14 protein-coding genes are annotated in these 15,502 nt (G+C 65.7%); 11 read left to right on the forward strand and 3 right to left on the reverse strand.

The features are described from left to right. The 9 genes from K1X74_05145 to K1X74_05185 form a co-directional block, all read left to right on the forward strand. On the forward strand, positions 1 to 495 hold a 495-nt coding region (locus K1X74_05145), incomplete at its 5' end, for a LemA family protein (GenBank protein ID MBX7165715.1). A gap of 26 nt (positions 496 to 521) precedes the next feature. Further along, the gene (locus K1X74_05150) at positions 522 to 2,531 is read left to right on the forward strand and encodes a M48 family metallopeptidase (protein MBX7165716.1); all 2,010 of its coding nucleotides are present in this window, start codon (positions 522 to 524) and stop codon (positions 2,529 to 2,531) included. Beyond that, positions 2,528 to 3,922 carry a BNR repeat-containing protein gene (locus tag K1X74_05155; protein ID MBX7165717.1) on the forward strand — a complete coding sequence of 465 codons (1,395 nt, stop codon included), beginning with the start codon at positions 2,528 to 2,530 and terminating at the stop codon, positions 3,920 to 3,922. The genes K1X74_05150 and K1X74_05155 overlap by 4 nt, the downstream gene beginning before the upstream one ends. Before the next feature lie 118 nt (positions 3,923 to 4,040). Beyond that, positions 4,041 to 5,405: a PQQ-binding-like beta-propeller repeat protein gene (locus K1X74_05160; GenBank protein ID MBX7165718.1), complete on the forward strand. Its 1,365-nt coding sequence runs from the start codon at positions 4,041 to 4,043 to the stop codon at positions 5,403 to 5,405. 10 nt (positions 5,406 to 5,415) lie between these two features. Then, complete coding sequence (locus tag K1X74_05165) at positions 5,416 to 6,870, forward strand: hypothetical protein (GenBank protein ID MBX7165719.1); 1,455 nt, start codon at positions 5,416 to 5,418, stop codon at positions 6,868 to 6,870. A 111-nt stretch (positions 6,871 to 6,981) separates the two neighbouring features. Continuing rightward, positions 6,982 to 8,148: a hypothetical protein gene (locus tag K1X74_05170; protein ID MBX7165720.1), complete on the forward strand. Its 1,167-nt coding sequence runs from the start codon at positions 6,982 to 6,984 to the stop codon at positions 8,146 to 8,148. An 18-nt stretch (positions 8,149 to 8,166) separates the two neighbouring features. After that, on the forward strand, positions 8,167 to 8,643 hold the full coding sequence (locus K1X74_05175; GenBank protein MBX7165721.1) for a hypothetical protein: 477 nt from the start codon (positions 8,167 to 8,169) through the stop codon (positions 8,641 to 8,643). A gap of 184 nt (positions 8,644 to 8,827) precedes the next feature. Continuing rightward, on the forward strand, positions 8,828 to 10,549 hold the full coding sequence (locus K1X74_05180) for a hypothetical protein (protein MBX7165722.1): 1,722 nt from the start codon (positions 8,828 to 8,830) through the stop codon (positions 10,547 to 10,549). Positions 10,550 to 10,580: 31 nt separating this feature from the next. Then, positions 10,581 to 11,303, forward strand: coding sequence for a methyltransferase domain-containing protein (locus K1X74_05185; GenBank protein MBX7165723.1), 723 nt, complete (start codon positions 10,581 to 10,583; stop codon positions 11,301 to 11,303). A gap of 78 nt (positions 11,304 to 11,381) precedes the next feature. Here the strand turns inward: K1X74_05185 and K1X74_05190 are convergent, their stop codons facing one another. Together K1X74_05190 and K1X74_05195 are read right to left on the reverse strand one after the other, a co-directional pair. Next, positions 11,382 to 12,122, reverse strand: a complete 741-nt coding sequence (locus tag K1X74_05190) for a PEP-CTERM sorting domain-containing protein (protein MBX7165724.1) — start codon at positions 12,120 to 12,122, stop codon at positions 11,382 to 11,384. Positions 12,123 to 12,687: 565 nt separating this feature from the next. Continuing rightward, a complete protein-coding gene (locus tag K1X74_05195) occupies positions 12,688 to 14,145 on the reverse strand; it encodes a hypothetical protein (GenBank protein ID MBX7165725.1) in 1,458 nt (485 codons plus the stop codon). Between K1X74_05195 and K1X74_05200 the strand changes: the two genes are divergently transcribed. After that, the gene (locus tag K1X74_05200) at positions 14,144 to 14,293 is read left to right on the forward strand and encodes a hypothetical protein (protein ID MBX7165726.1); all 150 of its coding nucleotides are present in this window, start codon (positions 14,144 to 14,146) and stop codon (positions 14,291 to 14,293) included. The genes K1X74_05195 and K1X74_05200 overlap by 2 nt on opposite strands. Before the next feature lie 89 nt (positions 14,294 to 14,382). Here the strand turns inward: K1X74_05200 and K1X74_05205 are convergent, their stop codons facing one another. Continuing rightward, positions 14,383 to 14,907: a MarR family winged helix-turn-helix transcriptional regulator gene (locus K1X74_05205; GenBank protein ID MBX7165727.1), complete on the reverse strand. Its 525-nt coding sequence runs from the start codon at positions 14,905 to 14,907 to the stop codon at positions 14,383 to 14,385. A gap of 363 nt (positions 14,908 to 15,270) precedes the next feature. Between K1X74_05205 and K1X74_05210 the strand changes: the two genes are divergently transcribed. Beyond that, a complete protein-coding gene (locus tag K1X74_05210) occupies positions 15,271 to 15,441 on the forward strand; it encodes a carbon storage regulator (protein MBX7165728.1) in 171 nt (56 codons plus the stop codon). The last annotated feature ends 61 nt before the right edge of the window (positions 15,442 to 15,502 follow it).

The raw sequence follows: 15,502 nt of genomic DNA on the forward strand, positions 1-15,502 counted from the left end.
TTCAAGAACGCCTACTCGCAGATCGACGTCCAGCTCAAGCGCCGCAACGACTTGATTCCCAACCTGGTCGAAACGGCCAAGGGCTATATGAGCCACGAGCGCGAGACGCTCGAGGCCGTCGCGCGCGCCCGCGCCGCGGCCGTGTCGGCCCAGCAGGCCGCGGCCGCGAAGCCCGGCGACCCGGCGGCTATGCAGGGATTGATGGGCGCCGAGACGGCGTTGAACGGGGCCCTGGGCCGGCTGTTGGCCGTCGCCGAGGCGTATCCCGACCTCAAGGCCAATCAGAACATGCTGCAGTTGCAAGAGGAATTGACCTCGACCGAAAACAAGATCGCCTTTGCCCGCCAGGCGTACAACGATTCGGTGATGGTCTACAACAATGCCCGCGAGCAATTCCCTGCGGTGTTGTTCGCCGGGATGTTGAATTTCCACGAGGCGCAACTGTTCGAGGTCGCCAGTCCTCAGGAACGCGAAGCACCCAAGGTGCAGTTCTAGTCGCCGGCTTGCCTTGACGTGCCGCCATGGCGATGGACTTCTTCGAGCATCAGGCCCACGCCCGGCGGCTGACCCTGCGGCTGGTGCTCTTGTTCAGCCTCGCGGTCGTGTGCATCGTGGCGACCGTTTGCCTGGTGCTGGGGCTGACGCTGGGCGGAGTGTTGACCGGCGGTAAGACGGCCGGCATGGCGCGCCCCTTGGCGAATCTCTGGCTCTACACGGTCGTCGCGCCGGCCACGCTGAGCGTCATCGGCCTGGGCAGCCTGTACAAGACGATCGAGCTGGCCCGCGGCGGCGAGGCCGTGGCGCTGCTGCTGGGTGGGCGCTTGTTGCAGCCCCAGTCCGGCGGGCTGGCCGAACAGCGGCTGTTGAACGTGGTCGAGGAAATGGCCATCGCGTCGGGCCTGCCGGTGCCGCCGGTGTACGTGATGAAAGACGAGCGGGGCATTAACGCCTTTGCCGCGGGATTTCGACCGGATCAGGCGGTGATCGGCGTGACGCGCGGCTGCCTCGAGCATCTCAATCGCGACGAGCTGCAGGGCGTGATCGCCCACGAGTTCAGCCATATCCTCAACGGCGACATGCGGCTGAATATCCGCTTGATCGGCGTGCTGCACGGGATTCTCGTCATCGCGCTGGTGGGCTATTACGTACTGCGCGCCGTCGGACGCGGCGGCAGCGGCGACAAGAAGGGCGCCACCTTCGCCATCGCCGCGGCCGCGCTGGCGCTGATGGGCGTTGGCTACGTGGGGGTGTTTTTCGGCCGGCTGATCAAAAGTGCCATCAGCCGGCAGCGCGAGTTCCTGGCCGACGCGTCGGCCGTGCAGTTCACGCGCAATCCCGACGGCATCGCCGGCGCGCTCCGCAAGATCGGCGGGCTGCAGGCCGGCTCGCGGGTCGTCGACGAACATGCCGAAGAGGCCAGCCATATGTTTTTTGGCAACGGCGTGCGTAACCCGTTGTTCACGTGGCTGGCGACGCACCCGTCGCTGACCGAGCGCATTCGCCGCATCGACCCGGCCTGGGACGGACGCTTTCCGCGCACGGCGCAACTGCCGCCGTTGGCCGACGACGAAGCACCGCGCCGCCGGCCGGCGGCGCGCGAAGCGGCCGTCGAAGTCGTGCCCGAGGAACTCGCGGCGGGGCTGGCGGTCGACTCGGCCGCGGAACTCGACGAACTGCGCCGCAAGGCCAAGCGACGCAACGTCCAGGTTGCGGAAGCGCCGGAAAAAGTCGGCCAGCCCGAGGCGCAAGAAGTCAGCTACGCGCATGTGCTCGTACCGGACTATCCGCCGCTGGTGCGGCAGGCGGCCGACGAGCCGCACGGCGCCCGGGCCGTGATCCTGGCGATCTTGCTCGAGGATCGCCCTGAGATCCGCGACCGGCAGCAGCGGCTCTTGGCCGAGCGGCTCGATGCGGCGACCCTGCGCGAATTGGCGTTGCTGTTGCCGCAGGTCGACGCGCTGGCGGTCGATGCCAGGTTGCCCTTGGCCGAGCTGTGCGTCCGGGCGCTCAAGCAATTGAGCGTGCGACAATACAAGGAATACCGCGCCGTGCTGCAGGCCGTCGTGCAGGCCGACGATCAGTTGTCGCGGTTCGAGTATCTGCTTTGGACGATCGTCGTCCGCACGCTCGACATCCGATTCGGTCTGGAGCGCGAACCGACGGTGAAATATCGGCGCCTCGATGCCGTCGCACCGGCGGCGATCACGTTGTTGGACATGCTGGCCGCCGTGGGACACGATTCGCCCGTCGAGGCGGATGCGGCGTTGCGCGCGGGACTGACGAAACTGGGGCTGCAGGCCGATGCGCGCGTGCCCCGGGGCTGCAGCCTGCGCGATCTGGACCTGGCCTTGCGAAGCCTGGCGCAGGCAGTGCCTGCCGTCAAACGCACCGTGGTCGAGGCCTGCGCGGCCTGCACCGGCGCCGACGGCCGTGCCACTTCGGCCGAGGCCGAACTGCTGCGGGCCGCTTGCGCGGTGCTCGGCTGCCCGATGCCTCCGCTGCTGCCGACGGCCGGACAGGTGCAGACATGAATTTCCGGTGTCTCTGGCTGATCTGCGTGGGCTGGACGTGTTTCGCCAGCGCGCACGCGCAGGCCGGCGAGCCGTTCGAGCTGCCCGAGGTCGACGGCTACCGCGGCATCTGGTACTCGAATCAAGAGACGCACGACGAGTACGTCTACAAGTATTCCGGCGGCATGGCGACCTATCCGCAGCAGCACGCGCCGATCGCCATCTACGCGGAGGCCGTCAACAAGACGTTCTTCGTCTACGGCGGCACCGAAACGACGCGCCAGCGACTCTTGCACATGGTGTCCTACTACGATCACGCGACGGGAACCGTACCCCGGCCGCGGATCTTGCTCGACAAGCAGACGATCGACGCCCACGACAACCCGACGCTGTCGATCGACGGCGACGGCTACCTATGGATCTTTTCGAACGCCCACGGCACGGCCCGGGATTCGTACATTCATCGCAGCGCGCAGCCCTTTGCGATCGACCGGTTCGAGCGCGTGGCGACGACGAATTTTTCCTACTCGCAGCCGTGGTACGTCCCGGGGCAGGGGTTTCTGTTCCTGCACACGCGCTACGTATCGGGCATGCGCCGGTTGTTTTGGATGACGAGTGCCGAGGGGCGCGACTGGAGCGAACCGCAACCGCTGGCTCAGGTAGCTCTTGGCCACTACCAGATCAGCACCGCCGAGCGCGGCCGCGTCGCGACAGCGCTCAACTATCATCCCCGGCCCGGCGGCCTCAACGCGCGGACCAATCTCTACTACCTCGAAACGTCCGACTTCGGCCACAGTTGGCAAACCGCCGGCGGCGAACCCGTGATCCTGCCGCTGCGCGAAGCCAAGAACCCTGCGCTGGTCCGCGATTACCAGGACGAGGGCCGGCTGGTGTACTTGAAAGATGTGCGCCTCGACGAGCGGGGTCGCCCGGTCATCTTGCACCTGGTCAGCCGCGGGTATGCCCCCGGGCCGGCCAACGATCCGCGCACGTGGCGCATCGCGCGTTGGGACGGCGCAGCGTGGTCGTTTCACGACGTGACGACGTCGGATCACAACTACGACTTCGGCTCGCTCGACCTGGGCGCCGACGGAACCTGGACGCTCGTTGCCCCGACCGAGCCCGGCCCTCAGCCGTATGGCACCGGCGGCCAGATGGTGCTCTGGACCAGCGGCGACCGCGGCGCGACGTGGCACCGGATGAAGCAATTGACGCATGCCGACGACTGCAATCACAGCTACGCGCGGCGGCCGATCGGCGCGCGCGACGACTTTTTTGCTCTCTGGGCCGACGGCGATGCGCGGAAACCCAGCCCTTCGCGGCTGTACTACACCGATCGCGCCGGCACGCACGTCTGGCAGTTACCCGAGCCGATGACCGCGCCCGAGGCCCGGCCCGAGATCCGCTGGTAACGCGGAGATTCTTTGTCCCCTTTCCCGGCCGCCGGTACGATAAGCCTCGGGCACAGCGTGGCTTCAGGCTTGAAATCCGCGCCGCGAGCGCGAAATCTTCTCGTTCCAGGAACCGACTATGTCGTTGGCGTGTTTGCATCGAGGTGGTTGGTGCGCTGTGCCGGTGGTGCTGCTGTTGGCCGCCGCGTCGGCCAAGGCCGCCGATAACTGTCCCGAGTTTCTGTTGGCGCGCGATGGCGATGGGGCCGGCGCCGGCGCGCTGCCCGACCACTGGTCGGCGACGGAAAACATCGCCTGGAAGACCGACCTGCCGGGCCTGGGCTGGTCGTCGCCGGTGGTTTGGAACGGGCGCGTGTTTGTGACCACGGCCATTCCCGCGGGACAGGAACGCGAACCGAAGCGTGGGCTGTACCTCGACGATGTCGACGCCAGCAAGTATGGCCCGCCGACCTTGACCTACCAGTACAAGGTTTACTGTCTCGACCTGGCCACGGGCCAGGTACTGTGGGACCGCGTCGCGTACGAAGGCGTGCCCCCGAAGCCGCACCACATGAAGAATTCGCTGGCCTCGGAGACCATGGCCGTCGATCCGCAGCGCGTCTACGCGTATTTCGGCAACGTCGGCATCTACTGCTACGACCACGACGGCCAGCCGCTCTGGGAACGCAAGATCGAACCGACCGAGACGCGCTATAGCTGGGGGACCGGCGCTTCGCCGATCGTGCACCTCGGCCGCGTCTACCTGGTGAACGACAACGAAGACGACTCGTACGCGCTGGCGCTCGACGGCGAGACGGGCCAGCAAATCTGGCGCGTCGAGCGCGAAGAGGGAAGCAATTGGGCTACGCCGTTCATCTGGGAAAACGAACTGCGGACCGAGCTGGTCACGCCCGGCACCGACCGCACGCGCAGCTACGACCTCGACGGCAACCTGCTGTGGGACTTTCACGGCATGGCCATCATCAGCATTCCGCGGCCGTTTACGGCCTATGGCCTGCTCTACGTGACCAGTGGACACGTGCTGACGCCCGATCGCCCGTTCTATGCCATCCGGCCAGGCGCCAAGGGCGACATCTCGTTGGCCAAAGACGAGACCAGCAACGAACACATCGTGTGGTGCCGCAAAGAGGTGGGCCCCTATCATCCGACGCCCATCCTGTATCGCGACGTGATGTACATCCTCTACGACCAGGGTTTCTTCGCCTCGCTCGATCCGAAAACCGGCGAGACGATCCTCAAGAAGACGCGCATTCCCAACGGTCGCGCTTTCACCTCGTCGCCATGGGCGTATGACGGCAAGATCTTCTGCCTGAACGAAGACGGCGTGACGTTCGTCATCAACGCTGACCCCAAGTTCGAGATCTTGCACACCAACTCGCTGGCCGAGGACGACATGTGCCTGGCGAGCCCCTGCGTGGTGGAAAGCCGCTTGTTGATTCGCACGGCGGCCCGGCTGTACTGCGTCCAGAAGCCGGGCAGTTGAGGCACGTGCGATGACACGCTGGGGCCGGCAAGCGCCTGGTTCGAACCGCGCGATGCTGGTTCTCGCGGCGACGGCCTGCATGGGGTTCCCGGCCAGGGTAGAGGCGCAGTCTCCGCCGGTAGTCTGGCAGGCCCATCGCAACCGGCTGCTGTCCGAACAGCGGCCGCGCGTGCGCCAGGAATTCGGCTATCGCGATTCGCAGTTCGCCGGCGGCCATGCGCCGGGCGAGATCGGCGGGACGATTCAGCGCTCGCCAACGCCCGCTTCGTATGCGGCCGAAGTACCGCCGTGTTCGCTCCAAGAACGGTTGCAGGCCTCGGGCCGGCTCGTCGTGCGTGCAGCCGAGGGTGGCAGCGGCGCGATGCTCGGCTGGTTCAATGCCACGGCATCGCGCGGCTGGCGAACGCCTCACTCGCTCGGCCTGCGCGTCGACGGCAACGGCGGCAAGTATTGGCTGTTTTACGAGTATGGGACCGGCGACTGGCAGACCGGTGGCGGCGGGGCGTTCGAGGGCGAGCGCTATCAGACCACGCCGACGCCGCCGTTTGCCGCCGATGGCACTTCGCATCGTTGGCGGCTGGAGTTCGATCCGCGCGGTGATGACGAGCCCGGCCGATTGACATTCCAGGTGGACGAGCGCCGCTACGAAATCGCCGTTCCGGTCGAACACAAGCGGGCCGCGACACGGTTCGACCGGTTCGGGTTCTGGAACGTGCAGATCGCCGGGGCGCCTTTGGAACTCTATGTTGATGACCTGGAGGTCAATGGTCGAGGTTGGGATTTTGCCGCGGATCCGCAGTGGATCGGGCAGGGCAACCGAGCCGAATTCGCCGAGCGCGTCATCCGGCCGCTGCACGATTACGGCGCGGCGCCGGGCGCCGCAGGTCTCGCGGCGGACGCCTGGGGCGGCATCGTGTTTCGCGACGAGCAGCCGAGCTACTTCGGGCAAAACGTGGCCGTGGCCTCGCTCGACGAGGAGCTGTATGCCGCCGGCAGATTGTCGCTCGTTTCGGCTGCCTCGGACAGTGGCGTATATCTCGGTTGGTTCGACGCGGCCGCGAAGCGCGCCAATCTCGTGCCGGAACACGAAGCCCGTCAGCCGAGCTTGCTGGCCCTGTTGATCGAAGGCCCCAGCCGCGTGGGGCACTACGTTCGACCTGCCGTGTCGGCCGGCGATCGCACCGGCCGCACCGCTGATGGCAGCGACGGCTGGCCGATCGTGCGGCCCGATGGACGCATCCATATTTGGCAGCAGCACTATGTGCCTGATGTCGATGCCGCCGGTGGTGGCGTCTTCACGCTGCGGTTCGACGACTTGCAGCGCAGCTTTCTGGTCACGGGCGACGAGCGTCGCCGCGGCGCGCGATTCGACACCTTCGGCCTGTTCAATCTCCAGTCGGGTGGACATCACGTCGAGATCTACGTCGACCAGCTCCGTTTGGGCCGCGCCGCGTCCGATCGCTAGCCGCCGCAGGCGTCAAACGGTCGCAGCCCAAGACCTGCCTCGCTGTTGCCCGCGTATGAACAAAGGGCAAGTATCGTTTGCGCGGGGAAGTTGCCTCGCGGGAGGGGAGCCATGGACACCTTTACTCTTACCGATGTCCGCCGGTTGACCTTCTCGGGCCCCCCGCCGGTTGTGTCGCTGTTCATGCCCACGCATCGCGTGGGCGAACAAATGCAGCAAGACCCCATCCGGCTCAAGAACCTGCTCACGCGGGCCGAATCGCTGCTTGAAGAACATGGGGTCCGGCCGGTCGAGGCCCGTGAGTTGCTCGAACCCGCCACCGACCTGCAGGCCGATGCCGGGTTCTGGAAAGACCAGGCCGACGGCCTGGCGATGTATGTGTTCGGCGACGGCACGCTGCGCTACTTGCAGGTGCCGATGCCGCTCGAGGCGGCGGTTTGCGTGGGACGCACCCCGTGCGTGCGGCCGCTCTTGGCGGCCGTCTCGTCGCAGCGGGCCTATTACGTCGTAGCGGTCAGCCTGAACCAGGCGCGGCTGTTTCGTGGCTCGCGCGAGGGCCTGAGCGAATTGCCGAGGGCACCGCTGCCCGAGGGCATGAGCGACGCCCTGCATTACGACGAACCGCAAGGCATGCTCGGCGCGCACACCGGTCAGACCGCGTTGCGTGGCAAGGAGAGCGCCGTGTTTCACGGGCAGGGAGGCGCGGTCGACGCGCGCAAGGACGACATCCTGGCGTACTTCCGCCTGATCGACCGGGCGCTGCGCAAAGTGCTGCACAACGAGCATGCGCCGCTCATTTTTGCCGGGGTCGATTCGCTGTTGCCGCTGTATCGTCGGGCCAATACGTATCCGCATCTGCTCGACGCCGGCATCGCGGGCAACCCCGATCGTGCTACGCCCGCCGATCTGCGCGCAGCGGCCGAAACGCTGCTGGCCGCGAGTTCCGATGGCGAACGCAAACGCGACGCGGAGACAATCGCCGCCAAGTCGGCGACGGCCTGGACCTCGACGCGTCTCGAAGAAATCGTGACGGCGGCTTACCAAGGCCGCGTGGCGGCGCTGTTCGTCAGGCCCGAGGCGCACCGCTGGGGGCGCTACGTCGTTGATCGAGGCCGCGTCGAGTCGCATGCCGACCGACAACCGGGCGATGACGATCTGTTCGAAGTGGCCGCGCAGGCGGCCCTGGCGTCGGGTGCGCGCGTTTACGTCGCCCAGCCCGACGAGCTGGTGGGCATTGCAGAGGTGGCGGCCTTGTATCGCTATTCGCTGACCGACTGACACGCAGGAGGCGTCCCGATGTCAACGCCCGGCGTGACGCTGCTGGTTCTCGCGATCGCCGGCGGCGTGCTGCTGTTGGCGGCCGGTGTCGGTGCGTTCGTCTACGGGCTGCTGGCGATGTTCGCGGGGGCCAGCGGCTGGCGCGGTCTGGCCAAGGACTTTCCCTTGAGCCGGCTGCCGCCGCGTGCGGTTCTGCACGGTCAATCGCTGCGCGTCGGCGCCGTGCGGTACAAGCGTTGCGCGACGCTCGGCGCCGACGGGCAGGGCCTTTACCTCGCGGTTCCGCTGCCGCGTCACCAGCCGCTGCTGATTCCCTGGTCGGCCGTCGTTTCGACCGCGGCCTCGCGGTTCTGGGGTAGTTCCGCGGTCGATGTGACGCTGCGCGGGTCGCAGGCGTACACGATTCGGGTGCCCATTCGCGCGGTGCAGGAGTTGCCCGAATTGGCGCGGCGCTTGACCGCCACGGCCGAGCCCGAGGTAGAGGTTGTCGCCTGAGTTGCGACTAGGGAAGCCGGCAGGTACGGCAAATGCATATGAAAAACGGGGCAGAAGTTCCCTCGTGCCCGCGCCCAGAGCGTTCGAGCGCCGTCGTAATTGGCTCCTGTTGTTACACTGAAGGGCCGCGTTCCGGAACCTGCCGTCGCTGGCCTGTTTGAGCCGTAGCTCGGAATTGCTTCCTGTGACTACTTGTTGCCGCATTGCCGCGGAATGCTCGTCTCGCGCCCCGCTGATCGGGGTCACTTTGCTGGTGGCGGCTTGGCTCTACCTGCCTGCCGCTGCTCAGGGCCCCGCCGCCTCGCCAGGGCCCGTCGTTCGCTGCACCGCGATTGAGTTGTACCTGGTAGGCGACGACGCGCAGCGCGCGGCCGACGCGGCGTTTGTGACGAACCTGTTTGCCCAGCGGGGCGGACTCTCGCTTCGCCAGTACGACGTGACGAACGAGGCCAAAGCACAATCGCGGCACGCAGCGATCGCGCAGCACTTTCAGCTCGATCCGGCGCAAGCCGGGCAGCATGCCCTGTTCTACGCGGCCAATCGCTACGTGCAGATCAACGAGCGCACCGAAGCAGTGGCCGCGCAACTGCAAGAGCTGCTGCGGTTCGAGTTCTTTGGCCGCGCCGGTTGTCCGCGCTGCGCGAAGGCTGAACCGTGGGTGAAAACGCTCGTGGCCCGGTACCCGGGTTTCGAGTTTCAGTTTCATGAAGTGTTGGGCGAGCCGGCCGCGGGGCAACGCGTCGCACAGCTTGCCAAACGCTACCGCACGCCAGCGGCCAGCTATCCCGTGCTGCACGTCTGCGGGCAATTGCTCATCGGTTGGGACAGCGAACGCTCGAGCGGCAAGCGGGTCGAGACCTTGCTGGACCGCTGGACCGCTCCCTGCAAAGCCCAGAACGCGCGGCAAACCGATCGTCGAAGTACGGGCCCGGCGCGACGGCCCTTCAGCCTTGGCCGAGGTACATCCGCGCGCCGTGTGCCCGGGCGCCTCGTTGCCTGGCAGCAGGCGGAGCTCGACGATTCGGCACAGGTCGACACCGCGACCACGGCCGCAGATCCGAATATCGACGCGGCCGAAGGTGAAGCCGAACTCCCGATCGGCGAGTTGCCGTTACCGGAGCAGGGGGACGCCGGCGATTTGCCGGCGGCGCCGACCGAGGCTGCCGACATGATCGATCTGCCGCTGCTGGGCTCAGTGCGCGCCAGCGAAGTGGGCATGCCGGTTTTTACGCTGGCCGTCGGCTTGATCGACGGCTTCAATCCTTGCGCGATGTGGGTGCTCTTGTTCTTGTTGTCGGTGCTGGTCAATCTGCACAGCCGCATCCGGATGCTGGCCGTGGCCGGGACGTTCGTCGTCATTAGCGGCGTGGCCTACTTTGCGTTCATCGCCGCGTGGTTGAACGTCCTCCAATGGGTCGGGCTGTTGCGGCCCGTGCAGATCGCCCTCGCCTTGTTGGCGATCTTTATCGGCGCGGTGCACGTCAAGGATTTTTTCGCCTTTCACCGGGGACTGTCGTTATCGATTCCCGAGAGCGCCAAGCCGGGAATTTATGCCCGCGTGCGGCGGATCGTGATGGCCGAAAGTCTCTGGGCAGCGATCGCTGGCGCCTGCGTGCTCGCCGTGCTGGTCAATTTCATCGAACTGCTGTGCACGGCAGGGCTGCCTTGCATGTATTCGCAGATTCTCACCATGCAGTCGTTGCCGGCCTGGCAGAATTATCTGTACCTGCTGCTGTACATCGTGGCCTACATGTTCGACGACAGCCTGATGGTGGCCGGTGTCGTGGTGACGCTGGGCAGGCCCAAGATGCAGGAAGTCCATGGCCGCTGGTTGAAGCTCGTCAGTGGCGCCGTCATTTTCGTCCTGGGGTTCGTCATGCTCGTGCGGCCCCAGTGGCTGACCTGAACGACACACGAGCGCGGAGCGAAGAGTGCACATGTGGGTCCGTGCCTGGTTCATGCGGTTGACGTGGTCGATTTGCCTGGCCGTCGCTGTTCCGGCCGCGGCGCAGGAGACGAGCGTCCGCCCCGGCATCAACGACAGCTTTCGCGATCCCGATTTGAAGGCGTTCGAACAGCGGTTCGAGACCGAGAGCCGCGAGGTATTCGCCCTGCGCCACGAGATCGTGGCCGCTTGCAAGCTCCAACCCGGTCAGGTCGTGGCCGACGTCGGCGCGGGGACCGGCTTGTTCACGCTGCTCATGGCTCGGGCCGTCGGCTCTGAAGGCAAAGTGCTGGCGGTCGACATCGCCGAGGAATTCCTGGAGCACATCCAGAACAAGGCCCGCGAGGCCCAGCTCGACAACGTCACGACGGTCCTTTGCAAGCAGGATTCGGCCGAACTGGCCCCCGCCTCGGTCGATGTGGTATTCGTCTGCGACACCTACCATCATTTCGAGTTCCCGTTCCGCACGCTGCAATCGCTGCACCGCGCCTTGCGGCCGGGCGGCCGCCTGATCGTGATCGATTTCCGCAAGGTCGCCGGCGAGAGCACCGAGTTCGTCATGCAGCACGTCCGCGCCCCGCAGGACGTGTTCGAGCAAGAGATTGCCGACAGCGGCTTTCAAAAGGTCGACGAGGTCGGCGGGCTGCTGAAAGAAAACTATTTTGTCGTCTTTCAGCGCCAGCCGGCCGCCGGTTCATCCGCGGAAAGCAAGTAAAGTCTCAGCCGGCAAACGAGAGCGGCACCGCAGCGCACGCGGCGCCGCCCTCGATCCGCCGAAGCTCGCGACCGCGCACTAGCGGCGCCGCCTTCGAGCGACGATGGCGACGCCGATCGCGCCGACGCTCAAGAGCACCACCGACGACGGTTCCGGTACCGCCTCGATGCCCAGGAACTCTTCCAGGTGCAGTGCCGCATGATGATAATCGTGACCCATGGGCGCGAGGACCGTATAGATGCTCTCGCTGTCCGCAACGCCCGGCGCGGACGACGCCAGCCGCCATTCGAGCGCGTAGATCACATTGCTCGGGATGCCATTGATCGAGTAGAGCAGATCCAGGTCCTCTGCACCGGTGGCCGGGATGTTCGCCGACAACAGCAGTGCCCCCAGGGTGCTCGTCGTGATCGTCGTACCGCCGTATTGCACGGAGATCGTTTCGCCCACGCCCAGCGGCACGAGCATCGGCGTCACGCCCATCGGATCGGCCGGCGGGTTGACCCACTTGCTGGCGCCCAACAGTTCGAGCGTCAGACTGCCGCCGACCAGCTCGGCGGGAGCCGGATCGAAGACATCGAAGCTCGGCAAGTCGGCCACCGACGCGATGCCGCCGACACCGGTCCAGTGGCCGTGAATGGCGTTCAGATACGGGCGCGGATTGCCGCCGCCATCGTCGGGTGTGCCCGGGGTGAGATAACCTTGGGCCGCAAGTTGATCACCCTGCACGATCACTTCGAAGCGCCGACCCGGGTGAGCCAGGCCCTGGGAAACCGGTGCCGCCGACAATGCCAGCGCAAGGAGCCCTATGAGCATGCGCATTTGTATACTCCTAAAGTAGATAAAATGGAAAGCGCTAAGAAACTCACGCTTTGTCCAACGCTCACGATCCAACTCGTGAACGGGCCCACCACGCGGCGCGGGCCGCGCGACTCGTGGACCGGACAATCAGAATTCGGGAACAACCGGCCTCGTGGTCCGCGTACCCGAAGGGTGTGTTTTCGTTAGCGTCCCTCCACGGAGACCGGGCAACGATCGCCGGCTGCGCTGCAGGCCGAGAAGTGCTTGCGCCGACGTGACGTGTCGCGAGAGGGCGCCGTCAGGGACGGGTTTTTATCGGGAAAACCCGAGCAGATCTCGCTCGCAGCACGCGGAGAACCGAAGGGCCAAGCCGTGGCGTCACACGGGCGAAGAGCATCGCGGGCAATCGTTGCCGCGAGGCGCGAGGAAACGCTGCGCAGAGCGTGCAGCCAATCGAGAGATGTATGTTTTGTCGAGCTCATGCGCCACGCAAGCGGGCGACGGCTCGTTCCTCGTCCAGAAGGCATTCAAATTCGGCGCGCCGTTTGAGTCAAGCAGTGCCGAGGCGGAAAATTTGTCGCAGCATCTAAGCCGCGCGGCTCAATTCCGGGCGAAAGACCGTCGGCCCGGCGTCGCCGAACGTCGCAGGTCCGGCGAGGTTTGAGTTCAGATTGCGTCGCGTGTCGCGCAACAGCATCAAGATGTTGGCGATCACCTGGTCCCCCTTGATGTGACCGTTGCAGATGTCCTCGATGAGCTCCTGCCTGAGGCGTAGGAGATGTTCGTCGAGTTGCCGGAGCGCGGCGCGCGCCTCGGGCGAGGCCGGCTGGGCCGAGATTTCCGCGGTCGCCAGCCGGTCGACGCGATGAATCTCGGCAAAGTAGTCGGCCGGCTTGCGCGATTTGCGCCGCCACAGCAGGCCATAGAGCGACAGGGCCCCGGCACTGAAGGCGCCCAGAAAACTGAAGCCCTTGCTGATCCACTCGACGACGGCCGCCCACGCCAACGGCTTGTCGCGATCGAGGTACGCTTCGGCCGCTGGATGGATGGCATAAGGCGTGGCGAGCTCGCGCGGTGAGACGGGCAGGATGCGGCGCGAATATTCTCCCTCGTAGACGGCCTCGAGCAACGGACGCAACGCGTCGTCCGGCGCGTTGCGGTGCGCCACCAGCAGCAAGCGCGAGCCGACCGTTTCGCAGTCCGTTGCGGGAAAGCAGCCATCGGAGTAATAGCTGTGCGCAGGGATCACCACGCGCTCGAGGAACTCGCGTTGCAGCGTGGTGACGTCGGTCTCGCTGTCCTGCAGTGTGTCGTTGAGGAAGGCCCGAGCCGCTACCACGGGCATCAGTTGGTACCCCGCCGCCGCGACGTACAATTGCGCGATGCTCGACGGCATCGAGTCGAGCACCAGCAGGCAATCGGGCAACTCGGCCACCAGGTCCGTCCTGGCCGTTTCGTCGGCGTTCACGATCGCATCGGCCTTGGCGATCAGCTCGGGCTTGGTGAAATGCGTCAGGAGGATGCGCTGGTCGGCGTGGTTCGAGATGCCGTTCATGCGGACGAACTTCAAGAACTCGCCCGCCAACAAATGTTCGGTGCTGCCTTCGACTCCCACGTTCACTCGCTGCCCGCGAAGGATTTGCGCCAGCGGGGCGTCGCGCACCAGGCTCGGCCGCAGCAGTACATGCACCGCCTCGTGCTGCAAGGCTGCGAGCACCATGATGTCCTGGTCGTCCGGAATAACGACCCCGCTGCTCACGATCCCCGCGTCGAGTCGGCCGGCCCTGATTTGTTTCAGGCAATCTTCGGAGCCCGCACTCGTTTGCAATTGCAAGTGCAGGCCATGATGCCGGGCCTGCTCGGCGAGGTATTCGGTGACCTGGTGGCGGCGCGTCCCTGCCGAGCCGGCGCTCAGGCGCAGCGCGGGCGGTTGGGACGGCGTCCAGTGGGCCACGAACAAGGCGGCGCTGATGGCAGCCAGCACCAGGCTAGCTAGCACGCTGCGAGCGCGCTGGTTCAACCAGGCGGAAAGGTGCTTGAGCATGTCGTTCGTCTTCCAGGACGTGGTTCGCCGCCGCTCGAGCCAGGGAACTCTGGCGCGGCAGTTCCCTTATGCGATCCTGGACGGTGCGTCTAGATCAACGGCCCTCGGCGCGCGTCCTGAGCGCCGGCTGCTGGCGTGTGCGCCATGATCGACGCTTGCACGGCGCGCCTGCGCCGGCCGGCGAACATCGTCAGGCTTTGCGGGCTGGTGGGTGCCGTTTTCGAGCGCACCGGCGCCTTACAAGGGGGCTTGCGGGGCTTTCGCCTTGCGTCGCGAACGACGGGCCTTGGGTACGGCGCTGTTCTCGTTGAACAAGAACGGACCGTCGCTGATCTCGGGCGCCTGCATCATTTCGGCGACTCTTTGCAGCGTCGACAGGATCTCTGTCTGTTGCCAGGTCGGCAGCGCGCGCAACTGCTGGCGGAACTGGTCGCGCAGCAACGGCGGCGCTTTGGCGGCCAACTCGCATCCCTTGTCGGTTACGGTCGCCACATTGCTGCGGCGGTCGGTCGTCGAGGGCTTGCGTTCGATCAGGCCGTGTTGCTCCAGCCGGGCCAGAATCCCGGTCATGGTCGGCTGACTGACGTGCAGTGCTTCGGCCAGCGCCATCGGCGAGGCGTGTGCGCCCGCCAGGATCTCGCGCAGCGTTGCCAACTGCGGAGCGGTGAGTCCGAACTCGCGGAGTAACTGGCGAGAGTATTGATCGATCGCCTGGCTGGTCCGGCGCAGGGCCAACACGATCTGGTCTTCGATCGGGAGCACGGTGTGGGGCCTCCGTGATACGGGCAGAGGACCGGAACCCCTCGTTCCGGCGGCGACTCGTAGAATTTAGGCAAGGAATCGAGCGGCGACAACAATAGCACAGTATGCATATTGGCACCGGTCACCGTGGGGGGTTTCAGCGAATTGCACCTGTTTTTTGGAGATTTATCGAAAAAGGCAAATGCTTTGCAGTCTTGACATGAAGAATTTTTAATAGTCAACTATGCAAACTGGCCCGCCGCCGTCCATGATCCGTGGGGGTGATCGTGGCGGCGTGCCGGGCCGTCTGGTGCGGTGCGTCGGGTGGGTGCCGCGCGGGGTGAACGTCGGTCGGTACCGGACCTCTGTCAGGAGAACTGACTCATGCTTGTGCTGTCTCGGAGGCGCGGAGAGGCCATTCGTATTGGGGATCACATCACCCTGACGGTTGTCCGCCTTGAAGGTCAACGTGTGCGACTGTCGGTCGAAGCACCGGCGGAAGTCCGCATCGTGCGCGCCGAATTGCTCAAACGCTGCCAACCGGCACCCCGATGACGACCCGCTCCCCGTTCGGTCGGCCATGACCGTGCATGCAGTAGCGCGACCTGCTGGTGGC

Source organism: Pirellulales bacterium (assembly GCA_019694435.1).
In the GTDB taxonomy this organism is placed as follows: Bacteria; Planctomycetota; Planctomycetia; order Pirellulales; family JAEUIK01; genus JAIBBZ01.